General features: G+C 69.4%; 19 protein-coding genes. 8 read left to right on the forward strand and 11 right to left on the reverse strand.

Translation table 11 applies throughout. From position 1 onward, the window contains the following. Positions 1–27: 27 nt before the first annotated feature. From ACFYXC_RS20025 to ACFYXC_RS20045, 5 genes are all read right to left on the reverse strand, one after another. Positions 28–1,581, reverse strand: a complete 1,554-nt coding sequence (locus tag ACFYXC_RS20025) for a long-chain fatty acid--CoA ligase (protein WP_389553317.1) — start codon at positions 1,579–1,581, stop codon at positions 28–30. Between the two features lie 163 nt (positions 1,582–1,744). Continuing rightward, positions 1,745–2,353 (reverse strand): TetR/AcrR family transcriptional regulator, encoded by a 609-nt coding sequence (locus tag ACFYXC_RS20030; protein WP_389553319.1) that lies wholly within the window; start codon positions 2,351–2,353, stop codon positions 1,745–1,747. A gap of 27 nt (positions 2,354–2,380) precedes the next feature. Beyond that, positions 2,381–3,802 (reverse strand): MFS transporter, encoded by a 1,422-nt coding sequence (locus tag ACFYXC_RS20035; RefSeq protein ID WP_389553321.1) that lies wholly within the window; start codon positions 3,800–3,802, stop codon positions 2,381–2,383. Positions 3,803–3,919: 117 nt separating this feature from the next. Beyond that, positions 3,920–4,834: a fumarylacetoacetate hydrolase family protein gene (locus ACFYXC_RS20040; protein ID WP_389553323.1), complete on the reverse strand. Its 915-nt coding sequence runs from the start codon at positions 4,832–4,834 to the stop codon at positions 3,920–3,922. Between the two features lie 91 nt (positions 4,835–4,925). After that, complete coding sequence (locus ACFYXC_RS20045) at positions 4,926–6,515, reverse strand: MFS transporter (RefSeq protein ID WP_389553325.1); 1,590 nt, start codon at positions 6,513–6,515, stop codon at positions 4,926–4,928. Between the two features lie 139 nt (positions 6,516–6,654). On the opposite strand from ACFYXC_RS20045, the gene ACFYXC_RS20050 reads away from it, so the two are divergent. The 4 genes from ACFYXC_RS20050 (at position 6,655) to ACFYXC_RS20065 (ending at position 9,333) form a co-directional block, all read left to right on the forward strand. After that, positions 6,655–7,251: a helix-turn-helix domain-containing protein gene (locus ACFYXC_RS20050; RefSeq protein WP_388909788.1), complete on the forward strand. Its 597-nt coding sequence runs from the start codon at positions 6,655–6,657 to the stop codon at positions 7,249–7,251. Between the two features lie 175 nt (positions 7,252–7,426). Continuing rightward, positions 7,427–8,293, forward strand: a complete 867-nt coding sequence (locus ACFYXC_RS20055; protein WP_389553327.1) for a class I SAM-dependent methyltransferase — start codon at positions 7,427–7,429, stop codon at positions 8,291–8,293. Between the two features lie 346 nt (positions 8,294–8,639). Next, on the forward strand, positions 8,640–8,906 hold the full coding sequence (locus ACFYXC_RS20060; RefSeq protein WP_389553329.1) for a hypothetical protein: 267 nt from the start codon (positions 8,640–8,642) through the stop codon (positions 8,904–8,906). Between the two features lie 94 nt (positions 8,907–9,000). Then, positions 9,001–9,333 (forward strand): hypothetical protein, encoded by a 333-nt coding sequence (locus ACFYXC_RS20065; RefSeq protein WP_389553331.1) that lies wholly within the window; start codon positions 9,001–9,003, stop codon positions 9,331–9,333. Positions 9,334–9,550: 217 nt separating this feature from the next. Here the strand turns inward: ACFYXC_RS20065 and ACFYXC_RS20070 are convergent, their stop codons facing one another. Together ACFYXC_RS20070 and ACFYXC_RS20075 are read right to left on the reverse strand one after the other, a co-directional pair. Next, positions 9,551–10,156 (reverse strand): hypothetical protein, encoded by a 606-nt coding sequence (locus tag ACFYXC_RS20070; protein ID WP_389553333.1) that lies wholly within the window; start codon positions 10,154–10,156, stop codon positions 9,551–9,553. Next, positions 10,153–10,707, reverse strand: a complete 555-nt coding sequence (locus ACFYXC_RS20075; RefSeq protein WP_389553492.1) for an RNA polymerase sigma factor — start codon at positions 10,705–10,707, stop codon at positions 10,153–10,155. Before ACFYXC_RS20075 ends, ACFYXC_RS20070 begins: the two co-directional genes overlap by 4 nt. A gap of 472 nt (positions 10,708–11,179) precedes the next feature. Here ACFYXC_RS20075 and ACFYXC_RS20080 point away from each other — a divergent pair, with 472 nt between their 5' ends. Next, on the forward strand, positions 11,180–11,692 hold the full coding sequence (locus ACFYXC_RS20080; protein ID WP_389553335.1) for a hypothetical protein: 513 nt from the start codon (positions 11,180–11,182) through the stop codon (positions 11,690–11,692). Positions 11,693–11,724: 32 nt separating this feature from the next. Here the strand turns inward: ACFYXC_RS20080 and ACFYXC_RS20085 are convergent, their stop codons facing one another. After that, positions 11,725–12,741 (reverse strand): aldo/keto reductase, encoded by a 1,017-nt coding sequence (locus tag ACFYXC_RS20085; RefSeq protein ID WP_389553494.1) that lies wholly within the window; start codon positions 12,739–12,741, stop codon positions 11,725–11,727. Positions 12,742–12,993: 252 nt separating this feature from the next. Between ACFYXC_RS20085 and ACFYXC_RS20090 the strand changes: the two genes are divergently transcribed. Next, a complete protein-coding gene (locus ACFYXC_RS20090; protein WP_389553337.1) occupies positions 12,994–13,833 on the forward strand; it encodes a helix-turn-helix transcriptional regulator in 840 nt (279 codons plus the stop codon). Between the two features lie 204 nt (positions 13,834–14,037). Here ACFYXC_RS20090 and ACFYXC_RS20095 read toward each other — a convergent pair whose 3' ends face one another. Then, positions 14,038–14,241, reverse strand: a complete 204-nt coding sequence (locus ACFYXC_RS20095; RefSeq protein WP_389553338.1) for a hypothetical protein — start codon at positions 14,239–14,241, stop codon at positions 14,038–14,040. Positions 14,242–14,757: 516 nt separating this feature from the next. On the opposite strand from ACFYXC_RS20095, the gene ACFYXC_RS20100 reads away from it, so the two are divergent. After that, positions 14,758–15,747, forward strand: a complete 990-nt coding sequence (locus tag ACFYXC_RS20100) for an LD-carboxypeptidase (protein ID WP_388909815.1) — start codon at positions 14,758–14,760, stop codon at positions 15,745–15,747. Between the two features lie 177 nt (positions 15,748–15,924). Here ACFYXC_RS20100 and ACFYXC_RS20105 read toward each other — a convergent pair whose 3' ends face one another. After that, the gene (locus ACFYXC_RS20105; protein WP_388909818.1) at positions 15,925–16,299 is read right to left on the reverse strand and encodes an ArsR/SmtB family transcription factor; all 375 of its coding nucleotides are present in this window, start codon (positions 16,297–16,299) and stop codon (positions 15,925–15,927) included. A gap of 42 nt (positions 16,300–16,341) precedes the next feature. Beyond that, the gene (locus ACFYXC_RS20110) at positions 16,342–16,476 is read right to left on the reverse strand and encodes a hypothetical protein (protein ID WP_389553341.1); all 135 of its coding nucleotides are present in this window, start codon (positions 16,474–16,476) and stop codon (positions 16,342–16,344) included. A gap of 65 nt (positions 16,477–16,541) precedes the next feature. Here ACFYXC_RS20110 and ACFYXC_RS20115 point away from each other — a divergent pair, with 65 nt between their 5' ends. After that, entirely contained in the window at positions 16,542–17,939 is a 1,398-nt protein-coding gene (locus ACFYXC_RS20115) for an NAD(P)-binding domain-containing protein (RefSeq protein WP_389553343.1), read from the forward strand. The last annotated feature ends 175 nt before the right edge of the window (positions 17,940–18,114 follow it).

Consider the following 18,114-nt stretch of genomic DNA (forward strand, 5'->3'; position numbering starts at 1 on the left):
AATGGCGGCGCAGACCGTGCGGTCTTCTCACAACTCGCGTTTGAGGATCTTCCCGGCCCCGGTCATCGGGAACCCGTCGACGAAGGTGACCGTCCGGGGGTACTTGTACGCGGCGAACTGTTCCCTGGACCAGGAGACCAGTTCCGCCTCCGTGGTCGGATCACCGGGCGTCTTGAGGACGAAAGCCTTGATCTCCTCGCCTAGCCTCTCGTCGGGGACCCCGACGACCGCGACCATCGACACGGCCGGGTGCGTCATCAGCACCTCTTCGAGTTCGCGCGGATAGACGTTGTAACCGCCCCTGATGATCATTTCCTTGGCCCGGCCGACGATGTAGTAGTAGCCGTCGGCGTCCTTGCGGGCGAGATCACCGGTCCGGAACCAGCCGTCCTTGAGCACTGCGGCGCTCTCCTCGGGCCGGTTCAGGTACCCCTTCATCACCGGGTGGCCCTTGACCGCGATCTCGCCGATCGCGTCCCGGTTGTCCGCGGTGTCGGCGATCTCATGTCCGTCGGAGTCGATGAGTTTCAGCTCGACACCCCAGATCGGTGAGCCGATCGAGCCCGGCCGGTGTTCCCCGTGGAACGGCGTGAAGCAGATCGCCGGTGAGGTTTCGGAGAGGCCATAGCCCTCCATGACGCGGACACCGGTCTTCTCCCGCACCTGGTCGAGGAGTTCGACAGGCATCGCCGCGCCACCGGAGATCGCGATGCGCAGATTCGCCGCGAGTTGTTCGGTCTCGGCCTCGCCGGGCAGAGCGGCAAGGAGCCCGTGGTACATGGTGGGCACTCCGGCGAAGTAGGTGACCTTCTCCTTAAGCATCGTGCGAAGAGCGGCGGCGGGCTCGAAGCGAGGCATGAGGACGAGTCTGTTGCCGCCGAAGAACGCGGTGTGCATCTGAAGTGTCTGTCCGAAGGAGTGGAACAGCGGCAGCACGATCAGGTGAATGTCGGTGCCTTCACCGCAGGCGAGAAGACGATGCGTGGTCAACGCGTTCAACGTCAGGTTGGCGTGGGTGAGTTCGGCCCCCTTGGGCTGCCCGGTCGTGCCGGAGGTGTAGAGGACCACCGCTGTGTCGGTGGACTCGGTCGGCAGGCTGTCGAAGACGGTGGGACGGCCGGTCAGTGCCTCGCCGAGGGTTTCGACGTCCTCCAGAGGGGACGACGACGTGGGTTCCGCGATGACGAAGAGGTGTTCGCACTCCGGTGCCTGCTCGAAGCCTGCAACTCCTTCGAGCCCCATGGGCAACTCGGAAGTGCCCTCGAAACAGACATACGCCTTGGCATCGCAGTCACGGAGGGCGTAGGCGATCTCGCGACGCTTCAGGAGCACGTTGAGAGGGACGACGACGGCACCCATTTTGAGGATTCCGTAGTACACGATGGGGAACCACGGGATGTTCGGACTGCTCAGAGCAACCTTGTCGCCGGGGTTGATGCCTCGGCTCACCAGGAGGTTGGCGACCTGATTCGCGGTCGCGTCGACCTGGGCGTAGGAGAGACGGGTGTCGCCGCAGACGACGGCCTCCCGTGTGGGGTGTCGACGGGCGGAGTCTTCCAGGAGCACAGCCAGGTTGAGCATGTCTCGTATCTCCAGACGGCGTCGGTGGGTTGACCCCCCCCGCACATCAGCGAGGGTGGGGGCGAGTTCGGGCTTCGGACCTCCGGAGCCGGACGGCCTTGTCGTCCTGGACCACGGGATGACTCCTGGTTCCGGGTGCAGGCCGTCCGGGCAGGGCGGGCGCCTACTGGCGCAGACCGCGGATGACGAGGTCGAGAAGCCGCTCATAGATGTCGTGCGAGCCGGAGACCTGCCCGATGCCTCCGAGTTCCAGGTGGACCGCGCCGTGCACGGCGGTCCACACCAGCTGTGCGGCCTCCGCAGAGCTTGTGAACTTCTTGAGTGCGTCGCGATCGACGAGATCCTCGACGAGCTCGATCAGGACCTCGAATGCCGCGTGGCCGTACACCGATGCTGCGGAACCTGTCTGGGCGACCGGTCCGCCGCCTCCGAAGATGAGCGCGTAGCGCTGTGGGTGTGCCAGTGCGAACCGCCGGTAGGCGAGGCACACCTGGCGGAAGCGCTCCTCCGCCTCCAGTGACCGGTCCACCGCGACCGCCGCCCAGAGGTCGTCGAGGGCCCGGACCGCCAGGGCGAGCAGCAGATCCTCTTTGCTGCCGAACCGGCTGTAGACGCCCATGGGGGCGACGCCGGCTTCGCGGGCGACCGCGCGAACGGTGACCTTGGCGAGACCTTCGCGGTCGAGCACGGTCTGGGCGGCTTCCAGCAGAGCCGCCTGGACCTGGTCGCTGGCCGTGCGGTGTCTGGATTCCGATGCCGCTCCGGCACTCACCTGCCCACGTCTCCGCATAACGGCCCGCTACGCATGCCTGGTCACATCCCCGTGAGGCAGGCCGGCTGCCGCGTGGTCGGCGAGCGACTCCTCGTGCGTGTACCGGCGCAGAGTGAACCAGAGCAGGATGACGGCGAGAGCGGCCAGTGCGCCGACTGCCCCGACGATGGTGAACAGCGCGATGTCCGGCTGCGCCACGATCTCGTCCTCGTTGTCGCTCGACACGAAGCCGGAGAGTCCGAGCAGTGCGGCATAGACACCGGCCGCGAGGCTGGAGGCCATGGTCTCCGCGGCGTTCGCGGCGCCGGTCACCAGGCCGGCCTGACGGCGCCCGGAGCGGCTGGACTCATTGGCCACCGCGTCCGCCAGCATGGCCTGGGGAAGCATGGACGTGCCCGCGAAGCCGACACCCATGACCACCATCGCCACGACGGCGGTGAGCAGCCGGGCCTCCTCGGCAACGAAGTACAGGGGCACGAGCCCGAGACTGCCGACGGCGAAGAGCGCCCCCGCGGCACGGAGTGCCGTGACCTTGCCCCGGCGGGTCGCGAAGCGTGTCCACCAGGGCATGGTGGCCATCAAGGGGGTCACGAGCGAGACGAAGAGGACGGCCACCGCCGCCTCCGAGCCGACGACGTGGTCGGCGATGTAGGGCGCGGCGGTCAGACCGATGGCGGCGGCGGTCTCGCACAGCATGATGAGCAGGAGGGTCGTGCGCAACGGACGGCTGGCCTTCAGCACGCCGAACAGTTCCTTCAGGCCGACGGACCTGACGGTCTCGGTGTCGGCCGTCGAGCGCCTCGCCCCGTAACGCACCGAGACGACGACGGCGACGGTCATGAGCGCGGCCATGCACAGGGCCATGGCGCGGTAGCCGCCGACTCCCTCACCGAAGGCGTCCACCAGTACCGGGGCGAGGCCGCCGGAGATGAGGATCCCGACCGCGACGAACGCCGTGCGCCACGAGATCATCCCCGTACGCGCGCGGCTCGTGCCGCCCACCTCCGCCGGAAGAGAGGACCACGGAACGATGTACGCGGCGAAACACATGCCGCCCAGGGCGAAGGTGATGCCGACCCAGAGCGCGGCGGCGTCGCCCTTCACCGGTGCGAGGAACAACAGCACGAACGCCGTCGGAAAGAGAAGTCCCCCCAAGGCCATCCATGGGCGCCGAGGTCCCCAGCGGGTCCGGGTCCGGTCGGACAGCCGGCCGACGAACGGATTCGTCACGATGTCGAGCAGGCGCGGCACGACCACCACGATCCCCGCCACGCCTGCGGCCACCCCCAGCGTGTCGGTGAGGTAGTAGAGCAGCATCAGACCGGGAACCGTGATGAAGATCCCGGTGGCGATCGAGCCCGCGCCGAAAGAAGCCTGCTCAAAGGTGGAGGGCGGACCCTTGGCGGAGGGAGGTGGCGAAGAGACGGTGGAGGTGGTTCGGCTGGGCATCACGAGCTCCTTCGATCGTAGTGACCCGCACAGGCATCGAGAACCGCAGGTGCTGAGTCGTTCCGCTGCAGCGGTCCTCAGGTCCTCAGGTCTTGAGGTCTTCAGTTGCTCGTGCGCTCAGATGATGTCGTGCTCGATGACGCCGACACCCTCGATCTCGAGGCGCAGGGAGTCTCCGGGCGCGATCCACTTGTTGATCTCCATACCGCATCCGTTCACATACGTGCCCGTCGCGAACAGCTCGCCCGGGTACAGCCGTTCACCGGCTGACGAGTGCGCGAGCATCTCACCCAGGGTCCAACGCGCGGAACTCGCGTCCGGCCGCGCGATGACCTCACCGTTCAGCGTCACGCGCGAAGGCAGCGTGGACCACCGGTCGACCACGTCAGCGGCCTCGACGGCGGTACTGGAGAGCGACGTCAGGAAGTGCTTGCTCTTCTGCGGACCGAAGTTGCTGCTCATCTCGGGGATCTGCACATCCCTCGCGCTGAAGTCGCAGAGCACCGCGAACGCGCCGATGGCCTTGACCGCCTCCTCCGGCGTCGCGTTGTAGAGGGGGGCGTTCAGCACGAAGGCCAGCTCCAGCTCGTAATCGAGGGCGGTGCTGTAGGGCGGTGCGGTCACCGGGGTGCCGCTCGGGACGAACGTCGAGGCGTTACTCATGTAGTAGGTCGGGACGCGATACCACAGAGGCTTCGGCCGGAAGGCCGGGAACGGCTTTCGGGTGACCAGCTCGACACCCTTCGCGAACCGTGCAAGCCCTGGGCGGAATCGGCGTACCCACCCTCGCGCGGCGTTGATGTTGTGCTGCTCGAAGATCATGAAGTCGCGGAACGAGAGGGGTTGGAACGGCAGCACGACCGAGCCGGCCTCCGCACCCCGCTCGGCGGCTTGCCCCGCCTCCCACGCGTCCGTGAACGGCGACGAGTAACCCAGCGTGGTCGCCGCCGATTCGGTCCACTCCTGGTCGGGCCCGCCTCGCGCCTCGACCACGATGCTGCCCGTATCAGCCATCCGCCTGCGGAACTCCATGACTCCTCCTGAGGTGCGGCTCTATCTATAGAACGTCGTTCTATAGAACAGCGTGCCATAAGGTTTGCGGCACTCGCAACCGCTGGCTCCGTCAGTCGGCGGAGACGGCCTCGGTGGTGTCTGTCCGGGCGACCGCGGAAGGTGTGTTCTCGGGGCCGCGGAGGGTGACGTAGAGGAGCAGGGCAGCCATGATGGCGGCGCCTGTCCACATGGCCTGCTGCCAGCCGTCGACGAAGGACTGCTGCGCCGCGTGGAGCACGTCCGGTGCATGGGGCCCGGTGCTGCCCGCCACCTCGACAGCGTTGGCGACGCCTTCCCTGGCGGTGTCCGCGGCGCCGTGGGGGACGCCGTCCAGCTGGTCGTCGATGGCGCTGCGGTAGCCGGCGGACACGAGTGCGCCGAGCAGGGCGACGCCGAGCGCGGTGCCGAATTCGCGGGTGACGTCGTTGAGGGCGGAGGCGACACCCTGCTTCTCGCGCGGCAGGGATGCGGTGATGGCCTCCGTGGACGGAGTCATCGACAGGCCCATGCCGACGCCCATGGCGAGCAGACCGGGCAGGACGGACAGGTAGCCACCGCTGACGGAGACGAACAGCGCCATGAGCGCCATGCCGACGCCTGCCAGTGCGATGCCCACCGCCATGGTCGAGCGGGCGCCGATCCCTACGGCCAGCTTGGGAGCCAGACCGGAGGCCGCCATCATCGCGAGGGCCATGGGCATCATCGCGACCGTGGACAGCAGGCCCGACCAGCCGAGTACCGCCTGGAAGAAAGGGAAGAGCACCACGCCGATGCCCGCCTGGACACCGAAGACCACCAGCAGTGTGATCGAGCCGCCCGACAGTCCGCGCTCCCGGAACAGGCGCACGTCCAGCAGGGAGGCGTCGCGGCGGTGGAGCTCCCAGGCCACGAAGCCGGTGGCGGCGATGACGCCGACGGTCAGGCCGACCAGCGTCCCGGGCGCGGTCCAGCCGCGTTCGGGGCCTTCCTGCAGGACGAAGATGAGGCCGGTCACGGCGAGCGCGGAGACAAGGGCGCCGACGGTGTCGAACCGGTGGGCCGAGGTCTCACGGGAGTCGGGTACCGACTTGAGCGTCATGGCGAGCGCCACGAGGACCAGGACCGCGGGCAGGACGAACAGCCAGCGCCAGTCGGCGACGTCGACGAGGAGCGCGGAGAGGAACATGCCCAGGATGCCGCCGCCTCCGGCGACACCGGTCCACACGCCGATCGCCCTGCCGCGCTGCTCCTGGGGGAAGGTGGAGGTGATGACGGCGAGCGTGATCGGCATGATCATGGCGGCGCCGACGCCGCCGGCCACGCGGGCGACGAGCATCACCTCCGTCGTCGGGGCCAGGCCCGCGACCACGGTGGCGACACCGAAGACACTCAGTCCGGCGACGAGCATGGGCTTGCGGCCCAGGCGGTCGCCCAGGGCGCCGAGCGGCAGCAGTAGTGCTGCCAGGGTGAGGGTGTAGATGTTGATGATCCACAGGACCGTGCTCTGAGAGGCGTCGAACTCCACGGCCATATGCGTCTGCGCAACGTTCAGCCCGGTCACGGAGGCGATGACCGCCATCAGGGCGATGGAGACGGTGGTCAGGATCGTGCGCAGCTGACGCGCGTCGGGGATGCTCCGGACGCTGGCCTGCGTGGTCGGTACAGGCTGGTTCGTACTCATGGATTCCTCTCGCAAGGGGTGTGCCGGGTGGGCGGAAGCCGGGCCGCGGCACGCACCAGGTCTTCGGGAGCGTGCGGCGGCCGGGGTCTCGACGAGCGACGTTAAGCCGTCCATGCTGCGGAGACATATGCTGTTGCTCATGACGCAAGAAGATGAAGATCTGGACAGCCTCGTACGCAAACGCATCCGCGCCTTGCGGGTGGCGCAGGGCTGGTCCCTGGAGGAGCTGGCCTCCCGCGCCCACCTCAGTCAGTCCTCACTGAGCCGCATCGAGAACGGCCAGCGCCGCCTCGCACTGGATCAGCTCGTCACGCTGGCCCGCGCCCTGGACACCACGCTCGATCAGCTCGTGGAGACCGCCGCCGACGACGTCGTCACCAGCCCCACGATCGACAGCACCCACGGCCGGCTGCGCTGGACCATCAAGGCCGACCCAGGGATGAGCGTGGTGCGCCAGCGCATGACCGAACCGCCCCCCGAGAACCCGGCGCGCATGCGCGCCCACCCGGGACGCGAATGGCTCGTCGTCCTGTCCGGCACGGCGATTCTCATGCTCGGCCACCGCCGCTTCCGCCTCGAGACCCATCAGGCGGCTGAGTTCCCCACGATGATGCCGCACGCGATCGGCGCCGACGGTGGGCCCTGCGAGATCCTGGGCATCTTCGACCGCGACGCCCGCCGCGGCCACCAGGGCGACAGCGGTGACGACAGCCAGGGTGCTCTCGAGGGGAAGTGAGGCCGCGCGACGGCATGCCTTGGCGGTGACCTCTTGCGCGACGATGCCGTCCAGCACGGCAGTGGCGTCCTGCGTGACCGCGTGTCTTGCGTGTCGAGCAGTGCCCCCGGCCATCATCTTGCGTAAACGGGGATGCTTCGTGCCCTAGGCGCATACCTGTCCTACGGTGAGGTCCATGAACCACGCACACACCCAAGCCTCCCACCACGGCGCTCCGCACAGTCACGATCACGCCATGGACGGCCAGGCGGAGATCCTCGACCTGGACGCCGAACTCCTCGCAGAGCACACCGCTTCCATCACCGCATGGCTGCCGCTGCGGACCGCCCCGCACCACATCGTGGACCTGGGCTGCGGTACGGGCACGGGTACCTTCGCTCTCCTCGACCGCTTCCCCGACGCGCACGTCACGGCCGTCGACTCCTCCGCCGAACATCTGCGGCGCCTGCGCGCCAAGGCGTGCGCCCGCGGCATCGAGGAACGCGTACGCACCCTGCAGGCCGACCTCGACGACGACGCCTGGCCCGACCTCGGCTCACCGGACCTGGTCTGGGCATCGGCCTCCATGCACCACATGGCCCACCCCGACCGCGCGCTGCGCACCGTTCACGACACGCTCGCGCCCGGCGGCCTGTTCGCCGTCGTCGAACTGGCCGGCCACCCCCGCTTCCTGCCCGAGAACGCCCCCGATGGCCGGCCCGGCCTGGAGGAGCGTGTCCACGCCGCAGCCGACCGCCGCCAAGCCGAACACATGCCCCACCGCGGCGCCGACTGGGGCCCGTTGCTGACCGCCGCCGGATTCACCGTCGAGGGTGAACGCACCATCGCCGTGCACCTCGAAGGCTCGCGCAGCGAAGCGATCGGCCGCTACGCCACCGGCGTCCTGCGTCGCATCCGCAGTGTCGTCGCGGACCGGCTCTCCGCCGAGGACCTCACCGCGCTCGACCAGCTCCTCGACACCAGCAGCCCGCACGGCATCTCACGCCGGGACGACCTGACGGTACGCACCGCACGCGTCGTCTGGGCCGCGCGCCGCAGCTGACCGTGGACGGTTCCCGGAGCCAGAGAACAGAAGCCGGCCTCGCCGGGCTTGGGCAAACCCATAGGCTGCCCGGTCGTGACGGGGTTGAATGGCGGTCATGATGCGTAGAACGCCATCCACTGCTGCCGTCGCCGTCGTGGCCGCCTTCGTGTTCGCCGCTCTCACGTCATGTTCCTCGGATTCCTCGGACGGGCCGCCCTCCGAGGTGCGGTCCGGACAGTCAGGCGCCGCGCCATCGGCGTCGGAGGCCGGTCCACCTTCCAAGGAACCTTCTACGGCGTCACCCTCGCCGACCGGGCCGTGCGCCGACGGGACGTGTGAGATCAAGGTCGCCGTCGGGGACATCGTGACAGTGCCGGAAAAGTACGGCCTCGGGCCGATCGAAGTGGTGGCGATCACCAAGGGCGAGGTCAAGTTGGTCGCGCCGCTGACGGGGTCGGGCTACAGCGTCTCGGGCTGCTCCGGTGGCGGTGGCGTGTCCTCGGACGGAAACGGGGGCGTCGGGTTCAGCTGCGGTGAGGGACCCGCCGCGACCATCAACAACGCCATGAGCCTGAAGGTCGTCGAGATCCTCGGCACGGCCGCCGTCCTCCACATCGAACCCGCCCGCTGACAAAGACGGCTCCACCCCCTCCGGCACCGCTCCCCGAGACCCAGGCGGGGTCACAACTGTCGCCCTATGGACCCCCGGTCGGTAAAATGCGGCCATGGGGAAAAGTCTTGGCGAGGGTGATGGGTGCGAACTGCCTGCCACCGCTGTCTACTGGCTCACCGACGATCCGCAACCGGGCCTGGTCCTGGTGGAGTTTGTCGACGCCTATGAGCGCCCTCATCAACTGGTCGGTAAAACCGCCTACTTCAGTGGAGACCTCCATTCGGCCTCGGCCTACCCATGCCCGACCAGCACCCAGTGCACGATCGAAGAGATCAATGACGACATCGCCACAGTAAGCACGTGGTGGTTGGAGGGCGGCCCCAACAACACACGTTTCGTCTTCGACGTTTGGCTGGACACCCTCGAGTCAACTGTCGACATCTGACGTGCCGGGTTGATCGGGGACGTCCGGCCGAACTCGCTGCGGTGCGGGATGAGCGCGATCAACGGGATCAGCGGGACCGCCCGGCCCGCCACAAGGACGGGAGCCGGGAGCCGCGAGGTGCGATCCGTGTCGCGGGCCGCGGGCCGCTCCAGCTCCCGCCCATCGACGCCCTCTCACGGTCTCCCGGCCCATCGGCCGGCGTACGGGCTACCCGGCCCTACTTCGTTTCCAGGGACTCCTCAAATTGCCGTTCCCCGTCCCAGGGCACCTCGACGCAAGGCTTTACCTCCCCCTTGACCGCGTACACGCTTGCGGCGGGACTGATCCGACCTGCCTTTTCTGGCTCCTCGAAGACAAGGGAGTCACCGGAGCGCAGCGTGTACTCGTACTTGGGCCGCACAGAGGGGTCGCCCGACGACGTCAGGATCCAGCGCAGCTGGTAGATCTCACCGCGAGGTTCCGCGCAGACATAGCCGCTCCTGGGCTTGTCCACGCTCACGTGGATGCCCTCGGCCCGCAGCCGCTCGGTCAGTTCCTCCTTCTCCTCCCCGCTCAGCAGGATCTCCTCCATGCTGACCGTGACGCTGCCGTCCTCGTGCCGCTCGACGGCGTACGCCCGCGCCCCTCCCGTCGACGCGGGCAGCGCCACCACGCCCCCCGCCACGGCGACACACGCCGCGAGGGCGACCAGCGTCCGGCGAGTGGTGATCGTGCGGCGGCTCACCGGCTTTGGAGCCGGCGGGTCCTCGGCCCTGAGAGCGAACTCCCGCTGGAGCTCGTTCAGCAGCCGGTCCTCGAAGGTCTTCGTCGTCCTGGCGTTCATGCCTCTCCCCTCGCGTACGTGAGTGCTGTCTGCTGCTCGCCGACTTCGGCCGCCGCTGAGCGCAGCGCCCTGCGTGCCCGGTGCAGCCGCACCCGGGCGGTGACCTTGCGTATGCCCAGCGCCACGGCGGCCTCGGTGACGCTCAGCTGGTCGACGGCGACGAGTTCGATCACCGCGCGCTCGCCGTCGGGGAGCCTGTCCAGGGCGGCCAGCGCGCGCCGCCCGGCCTCCTCGGCGTCGAGCTTCTCCTCCAGCCGGTCGATGTCGTCGCCTTCCAGCAGCCGGCGGCCGGCGATACGGCCTCCGAGCACGTTCTGACGCGTGCTCCTACGGGCTTCCGTGGCCACCACGTTGCGTGCGATGCCGTACAGCCAGGCTGTCTCGCTTCCGAGGTCGGGGCGGTAGGCGCGGGCGGAGTCGATCACCGCGAGGAAGGTCTCGGCGGTGAGGTCGGCGACGGTGTGCGGGTCGGTGACCCGTCTGGCCATGAAGCGGGTGACGGTGTCGACATGGCGGCGATAGAAGACCTCGAAGGCGGCCGGGTCGTACATCTCTCCCGGTGGACCGCCCCGGCCTCTGCTGTCGGATGCCAAGGTGTGAACCTCCCGTTGTCCGTCCTGCTGTCACTTCTACTTGGAACAGGAGGCCGAATGCGTTACAGGACGGCCCCGGCGGGCCTGACGGGGAAGCGAAGAGACCCGTACGGCGACCCGCGCACCACGGCCCGCCGGCCGATCGACGCCGTCGCGGTCCCGAGCCGGCCGGGCGCGATCGCTCGCAGAGCGTCGTCGATGTCGACGAGGACGTCGACGAAACAGAGGTCTTCCAGAGCCGCATGCGTCGCTGCCGTCCGCCCGCGCGCTACTGGCGCTTTGGCCGCGCTTATATGACTTAGTAACTCACATGTGGGGTCAACGGAGTTGAAACGTCCGGCCTGGCAATCCGGAAATACACAGGCGCCGAAGTGTGAGGCGTCGTCCGCAGCCCTCACCGTTCCCAGACGAGCACCACCAAGGAGACTGGATGACCACCACTGCGTCCGCGACCGACGACCGGAAGCGGTCGGCACAACAGTCAGCACCCTTGGACGCGCCGATCACGCAGATCAGGGTGCGGGTCCTGACGGCGGGCGAGGCAGCGGCGAACACGGCCGGACGCATCCACCTGGGGCTAGGAGGGCGAGAGTTCAGGCTGGCGAAAAGCGGCGCCGAGCCCGCACGCGGTACGCAGCTCACCTTCACCCTGGGAGAAGGAGCCGACGTAGACCACAGCTGGATGAACGACCCACGCGCACCCCGGCTGACACTGGCCGACCTGGCACGCCGACCGCTCTACCTGAGGCTGGAGAAGGCCGGCTCCGAACCGCACTGGCTGCTGGAACGCGCGTTGCTCACGGTGAACCCCGGCACGGACACCGACATCCAGTTCGGCACTCCGCGCCTTGCCGAACTGGAACCGGGAGACAAACTCTGGCTCGGTGCCGACCATGGTCTGGCCATCCACCTGGGGCATGTCCGCGGGGCACTGAACCACTAGAGCGCTTCTGTCGGTTCAACCGGGTACGCGGGTCAGGAGCGCTCGCCGGAGGGGCGGCGGCGCAGGCTCGGCTCCTGGAGAGCCGGTGGCACATAGACCTGGTCGAGGGTGCCGACATCAGTGCCGGGCGGGACGATCGCGTCGATTCGGTCGAGGATGTCGTCGGTCAGCACGACATCGAGGCCGGCGAGGAGGTCGTCGAGGTGGCTCATCGTGCGTGGCCCGACGAGCGCGCTGGTCACGCCAGGATGGGAGATCGTGAACGCCATGGCCAGATGGGTGAGCGGCAGACCCGCCTCTTGCGCCAGTGAGACGAACTGCTCGACGACGTCGAGCCGGCGCTCGTCGTTGAGGTGCTGGAACATGCCCGCGCGACGGAGTTCGTTCTGCTGCCCCCTGCGGACGCGCCCGGTGAGGAGGCCCTGTCCGAGCGGGCCCCACACCAGTGTGCCCATCCCGTAGCGCTGCGCGACCGGCAGCACCTCCTGTTCGATACCGCGGTTGAGCAGCGAGTACGCCGGCTGCTCGGTGTGGAACCGCTCCAGACCGCGCCGTTCGGCGGCCCACTGGGCCGCGACGATGTCGGACACCGGCGTGTTGGCCGATCCGATGGCGCGGACCTTTCCGCTGCGGATGAGGTCCGAGAGCGCGGAGAGGGTCTCCTCCACGTCCGTCGAGGGGTCGACGCGGTGGATCTGGTACAGGTCGATGTAGTCGGTCTGCAGGCGACGCAGCGAGTTCTCGACCGCGGTCACGAGCCGCCGCCGTGAGGCGCCCTGCTGATTGGGCCGGTCGCCCGTCGGGCGGCCCACCTTGGTGGCGAGGACGACCTCGTCCCGCCGCCCCTTGAGTGCCTTGCCGACGACGTCCTCGGAGTCCCCGTAGACGTCGACGGTGTCGAGGAGGTTGACTCCGGCGTCCAGCGCCTTGTGGATGATGCGGGCCGAGTCGTCGGGATCGGGGTTGCCGACGGACGTGGCGAACATCAATGTGCCGAGCCCGTAGGGGCTGACCTTGATACCGGTCCGGCCGAGGGTGCGGTAGCGCATGCGAATCATGCCCTTCGTCGTCAGAGAACGCGGGTCGTTCGCGCCGGCGGTGAACCCGCGCGATACGGACGGGGTTGCCCCGCAGGTGCGAGTGCGCAGTGCGGGTTTCCGCAGAACGTCCTCGCCGCCCAGCGCGGTCACCGCCGGTCCGGCTGTCAGCCTGCGACGGTCCGGGACCGGCCGGAAGAGACGCCCCTGTCCGGGGACCGGCTCTCCCTGGCTACGCACGGTGTCCTGGCGCATGGTGGAGGTGTGGACAGAAACGAGCTGGCCGACTTCCTGCGCCGCTGCCGTGCCCGTCTCGCCCCCGCCGACGTGGGGCTGTCGCAGGGCGCGCGGCGGCGCACCCCGGGCCTGCGCCGCGAGGAGGTGGCGCAGTTGGCGGGCATGTCCACCGACCACTACACACGGCTGGAACAGGCCAGAGGCTCGCGCCCGTCACGCCAGATGCTCGCCGCCGTCGCCCGCGCGCTGAGGTTGACCGGAGACGAACGGGACCACCTCTTCCACCTGGCCGGCGAGGAGCCGCCGCGCGATCGGCCGGACACCGAGCACGTGCGCCCCGGTCTCCTCCTCGTCCTGGACCGACTCACCGACGTCCCCGCCCAGGTCGTGAGTGACCGCGGCGACGTCCTGGCGCAGAACGCGATGGACAAGGCGCTGCACGGCGACGCGTTCGCCCGTCCCGAGGCCGAACGCAACATCGCCTGGCGCTACTTCACGGACCCGTCCGCGCGGGAGCTCTTCCCGGCCGAGGACCACGACCGCGCCGCCCGGGCGGCGGTGGCGGACCTGCGGGCCACGCTCGCACGCCGTCCGGACGACGCGCGGCTGACGGCGCTCGTCCGCAGGTTGCGCGCCCGCAGCGACGAATTCTCGGCGCTGTGGCAGACCCACGAGGTGGCTGTACGCCGCGCCGACGTCAAACGCTTCGCGCATCCGGTCGTCGGGCTCCTGGAGCTGGACTGCGAAGTACTGCTCAGCCCGGAGCACGACCAGCGACTGATCGTCTACACTGCCCGTCCGGGCAGTGAGTCGGCAGAGCGGCTGGAACTGCTGCGCGTGGTCGGATTCCAGCAGTTCGCCCGCTGAACCGAGCGGAACATCCGCGACGGCGATGACCGGATCGCCGCTTGGTGTCCAGCACGCCGCATCATCCGCATCATTCGGCCGGCGTGCTCCGAGTGTGAACTCGGACGAGACGAGGAGCCGTCGTCGGGTGATGGCTTCGGGCGAAGCGCCGGTCCTCAGCTGCCGGCGCGCGGCGTCGGCCGTCACTCATCCCGGTTCAGCGGCTCACCGCTCCGTTGCGCCGGGCAGGCCCAGAGCGACCAAGAGGGCCGCGAAGAGTTCTTCCGCGAACAGAGCCGAGCCGGTGAGTGCCTGCCGCACGGCTTCCTCGTCGGGCGTCAGTCCGGCAGCGGCCGACCGGGCAAGTGCCCCGGCGACAGCGGGCTCGACGGGGAAGTGCTCCAGAGGTATCTCGTAACTCTCGGCCATCTCGCGGTTGGAGCAGGCCCTCCCAGCTGCTGCCGTCCGGCGTGACAGCCTCGAGAAAGCCCACGTCGCTGTCGTGGAAGGACACCATGATGGCCGGTGTGCCGGTGTCCCGGACAAGCTGCGCCAAGCTGTGCTGTCCGGCGTCGGCGAAGTCCGTCACCTGCCAGCCCTCCGCCGACGCCCCCGTCTCGTCGATGCCCGTGAACCCGGCTGCTCGCATGAGCTGGTGCAGTTCCCCCGTGGACCGGGTCGCCAGCGATCCGCCTGTATTTCCCATGATCCGTAAGCTAGCGGATGCCTCTGACACACCACTTCCACCAGGGTCTCCCGCAGGGGGACAGCCTCGTACGGCGGCTCCAGGGCGGGGGCGGTGACTGCCGGAGCCATGAGCCGGAGTTGGACACGTGAGCTCCTGCCTGGGTTTCGGGCCCTGACCTGGCCCGACTGCGTGGCGGAGGCGGAATACCAGCCAGGCCGGGGTGGTTGTCCGCGGTTGTCGATCAACAAGGAGGCCCTATGTCTACGATCCGTCGTCCCCGCGCGCTGCGTTCCGGTGATCTCGTGGTCGTGACCGCGCCCTCGGGCCGGCTCGAGCCCGGTGAGGAGCCGCTGCTGGCTCGCGGTGTGGCGATCCTGGAGCGGATGGGTTTTCGCGTGCGGGTCAGCCCGATGGTCGACCCCGCGCGGAAACGTTGGTGGGCGGCGGGCACTCCGGCGGAGCAGGCCGCCGAACTCAATGCGCTGCTCCGGGATCCGGAGGTGCGGGCCGTCGTCGCGCACACCGGTGGCCAGACGACCATCGGCTATCTCGATCTGATCGATCTGGACGCGGTCCGGGCCGACCCGAAGCCGATCCTGGGCTACAGCGACATCTCGCTGCTGCACATGGCGTTGTACGGCAGGACCGGCCTCGTCGGCTTCCACGCCGATATCCTCACCCACGGTTTCGGCAGCGACTGGTACACGTTGGGCGACGAGGCCCGTCGGTCCGAACTCGTCGACCTCTACACCCGTGTGTTGACCAAGGCCGAGGCGCCGGGCGTGCTGCCGCCGGGCGGGACCTGGGAGACCTGGCGGCCGGGCCGCGCGCAGGGACCACTGGTCGGCGGTTTGCTGAACCGCCTGGTCCTGTTGCAGGCGACACCCTTTGCCCTGCCCGCCGAACGGTTCGACGGCGCCGTCCTGTTCTGGGAAGAGCTCCAGCGGCCCGTCACGCGGATCTGGTACGACCTGCATGCCCTGCGGCTGTCCGGTGTGCTGGACCGGATCGCCGGCATGGTGGTCGGCATCCCGACCGAGGTCACGCCCTACGAGGACGGCGCAGACCAGGTCGCTCTGCGTGACGTCGTACTAGACGTCCTGGCACAGCGTGACATCCCCGTCCTCGCGCAGGTCGACTTCGGCCACACCTCGCCGAACCTGCCACTGCCCCTCGGTGTCCGCGCGGACGTGGACGCCGACAACCGGACCCTGTCCCTGCTCGAGCCGGCGGTCGCCGAACGCTGAGTTCTCTCAGAAGACCTCGGCACGGGGTACGGCTACGGCGGGCTGCGGCCCGTCGTGCTCCGCACCTCCCGAACGGCCCACCTGCCCCCGCCCGGCCGGGGAACCCTCGGAGCACGCACGGGACGCCGTTCTTCAACGGGCAGACATCGCCTGCTGTGACGCCATGGCCTGGCCCGGTCAGGCAGCGGTCGGCAGGGCCAGCAGTTTGCCCATCGCCGCCAGCACGGATCGCTCGACCCGGTAGTAGACCCAGGTGCCGCGCCGCTCGGAGGTGAGGAGACCGGCCTCTTTGAGCTTCTTCAGGTGATGGGAGACGGTGGGCTGAGAGACGCCGACGTCGGAGATGTCGCACACGCACGCCTCTCCGCCCTCGTGCGAGGCCACGGCGGAGAACAGGCGGAGCCGGACCGGGTCGCCGAGAGCCTTGAACATCAGCGCGGCGGTCTCGGCCTCCAGGGCGGTCATCGCGCGTTCGGTCAGCGGCGGACAGCAGGGAGCCACGCCCTGATCGTCGGTGGGCTCGAGCAGCGGCAGCACCTTAGCGTTCGACATATGTCTATGTTGACACACGTCGAACCAATACGGGCATGCCTGTCATCCGGACAGCAGCCAGGCGTGGGCGGCAGGGAGTCCGGACTGGCCGGCGCCGATCACGGGGACGCCGATGCGCTCCGCCAAGGGCGTCAGCAGGTTCCGTCGAATTCGACGGATGTCTATGTTGACGCTCATCGATACAGGTGCCATGCTGGGTCGCGCAAGCCATCGACAGACGTCGAAACACGCAAGGAGTCGCCGTGACCGCGTCCGCCACCACCGAGCTGCCCGTCGCCGTGATCGGGGCCGGACCCGCCGGACTGGCCGCCGCCGCCCACCTCCTCGGCCGGGGCATAGAGCCCCTGGTCCTGGAGGCCGGCCGCCAGATCGGTGCGGCGGTGCGCGAGTGGTCCCACGTGCGCCTGTTCTCCACCTGGGGAGAGGTCGTCGACCCGGCCGCCGAGAAGCTCCTCGCCCCCACCGGCTGGACACGCCCCGACCCGGTCACCTACCCCTCCGGCGGCGACTGGGCCGACCTCTACCTGCAACCGCTCGCCGACGTCCTCGGCGACCGCGTACGCCTCGGCGCCACCGTCACCGGAGTCTCCCGGGCCAGCCGGGACCGCACCGTCGACGCCGACCGCGAGCAGCAGCCGTTCGTCGTGCACATCACCCACGACGACGGTCGCGAGGAGCGCGTCTTCGCCCGCGCGGTCATCGACGCCTCCGGCACCTGGGCCACCCCCGGCCCCGCCGGTGGCAGTGGACTCGCCGCCCTCGGCGAAAGGGCCGCCGCCGACCGGATCACCTACCGCGTCCCGGACCTGCAGGACCCGGCCGTGCGCGCCCGGTACGCGGGCAGGCGCACCGCCGTCATCGGCTCCGGGGCCTCCGCCTTCACCGCCCTCGCCTACCTCGCCGACCTCGCCCGGTCCGACGGCGGCGCGGGAACGAAGGGGGTGTGGATCCTGCGCCGAGGTATCTCGGGCTCCACGTTCGGCGGCGGTGAGGCCGATCAGCTCCCGGCGCGCGGCGCGCTCGGTCTGGCGGCGAAGGCCGCCGTCGACGAGGGCCACGCGGACGCGGTGACCGGCTTCCGTACGGAGGCGATCGAACGCGACGCCGACGGCTGCCTGATCCTGGTCGGCGAGGACGGGCGCCGCCTGGACGCGGTCGACGAGGTGATCGTGCTGACCGGGTTCCGCCCGGACCTGTCCTTCCTCGGCGAACTGCGTCTGGGGCTCGACGAGCGCCTCCAGGCGCCGGTCGAGCTGGCTCCGCTGATCGACCCCAACCAGCACTCCTGCGGCACCGTCTATCCCCATGGCCACCGCGAACTCTCCCACCCCGAACCCGGGGTGTACCTGGTCGGGATGAAGTCCTACGGCCGCGCCCCGACGTTTCTGGCGATGACCGGCTACGAGCAGGTCCGCTCCGTCGCCGCCGCGATCGCCGGCGACCTGGAGGCGGCCGACAAGGTCGAACTCACCCTGCCCGAGACCGGAGTCTGCGGCGGCGCCGGCCTGTTCGACGCCGCCGACGCCCAGGAAACCGACGGCGGCTGCTGCGCCCCCGCACCGCAACTGGTCCAGCTCGGCGCCCCCGCCGCGGTCGGGGCTGCCGAGCAGGCCCCGGCGGGCGGCTGCTGCGGTCAGTGACCGACCCGGGCGCCTCCCCGCACGCGGGGCCGCGAACCGGAACACCCGGGCACCCACGCACACGGGGCCGCGACCGGAACAGGGGACCGGTCGCGGCCCCGCGCCGCCCTGTCCATCCTCTGAGTCACGCAGATCGTGGGCTGTGGCATCGTCCACTGCGCCTTCGCCGTTCTGG

Source organism: Streptomyces sp. NPDC002701 (assembly GCF_042889045.1).
Classification (GTDB): domain Bacteria; phylum Actinomycetota; class Actinomycetes; order Streptomycetales; family Streptomycetaceae; genus Streptomyces.

Bases quoted from the DNA above. Each gene is read 5' to 3' on its own strand.
- ACFYXC_RS20105 (WP_388909818.1), bottom strand. From the start codon at position 16,299: ATGTCGAACGCTAAGGTGCTGCCGCTGCTCGAGCCCACCGACGATCAG.
- ACFYXC_RS20055 (WP_389553327.1), top strand. From the start codon at position 7,427: ATGAACCACGCACACACCCAAGCCTCCCACCACGGCGCTCCGCACAGT.
- ACFYXC_RS20110 (WP_389553341.1), bottom strand. From the start codon at position 16,476: ATGAGCGTCAACATAGACATCCGTCGAATTCGACGGAACCTGCTGACG.
- ACFYXC_RS20085 (WP_389553494.1), bottom strand. From the start codon at position 12,741: ATGCGCTACCGCACCCTCGGCCGGACCGGTATCAAGGTCAGCCCCTAC.
- ACFYXC_RS20045 (WP_389553325.1), bottom strand. From the start codon at position 6,515: ATGAGTACGAACCAGCCTGTACCGACCACGCAGGCCAGCGTCCGGAGC.
- ACFYXC_RS20095 (WP_389553338.1), bottom strand. From the start codon at position 14,241: ATGGCCGAGAGTTACGAGATACCTCTGGAGCACTTCCCCGTCGAGCCC.
- ACFYXC_RS20040 (WP_389553323.1), bottom strand. From the start codon at position 4,834: ATGGAGTTCCGCAGGCGGATGGCTGATACGGGCAGCATCGTGGTCGAG.
- ACFYXC_RS20100 (WP_388909815.1), top strand. From the start codon at position 14,758: ATGTCTACGATCCGTCGTCCCCGCGCGCTGCGTTCCGGTGATCTCGTG.
- ACFYXC_RS20080 (WP_389553335.1), top strand. From the start codon at position 11,180: ATGACCACCACTGCGTCCGCGACCGACGACCGGAAGCGGTCGGCACAA.
- ACFYXC_RS20065 (WP_389553331.1), top strand. From the start codon at position 9,001: ATGGGGAAAAGTCTTGGCGAGGGTGATGGGTGCGAACTGCCTGCCACC.
- ACFYXC_RS20075 (WP_389553492.1), bottom strand. From the start codon at position 10,707: ATGTACGACCCGGCCGCCTTCGAGGTCTTCTATCGCCGCCATGTCGAC.
- ACFYXC_RS20050 (WP_388909788.1), top strand. From the start codon at position 6,655: ATGACGCAAGAAGATGAAGATCTGGACAGCCTCGTACGCAAACGCATC.
- ACFYXC_RS20070 (WP_389553333.1), bottom strand. From the start codon at position 10,156: ATGAACGCCAGGACGACGAAGACCTTCGAGGACCGGCTGCTGAACGAG.
- ACFYXC_RS20025 (WP_389553317.1), bottom strand. From the start codon at position 1,581: ATGCTCAACCTGGCTGTGCTCCTGGAAGACTCCGCCCGTCGACACCCC.
- ACFYXC_RS20035 (WP_389553321.1), bottom strand. From the start codon at position 3,802: ATGCCCAGCCGAACCACCTCCACCGTCTCTTCGCCACCTCCCTCCGCC.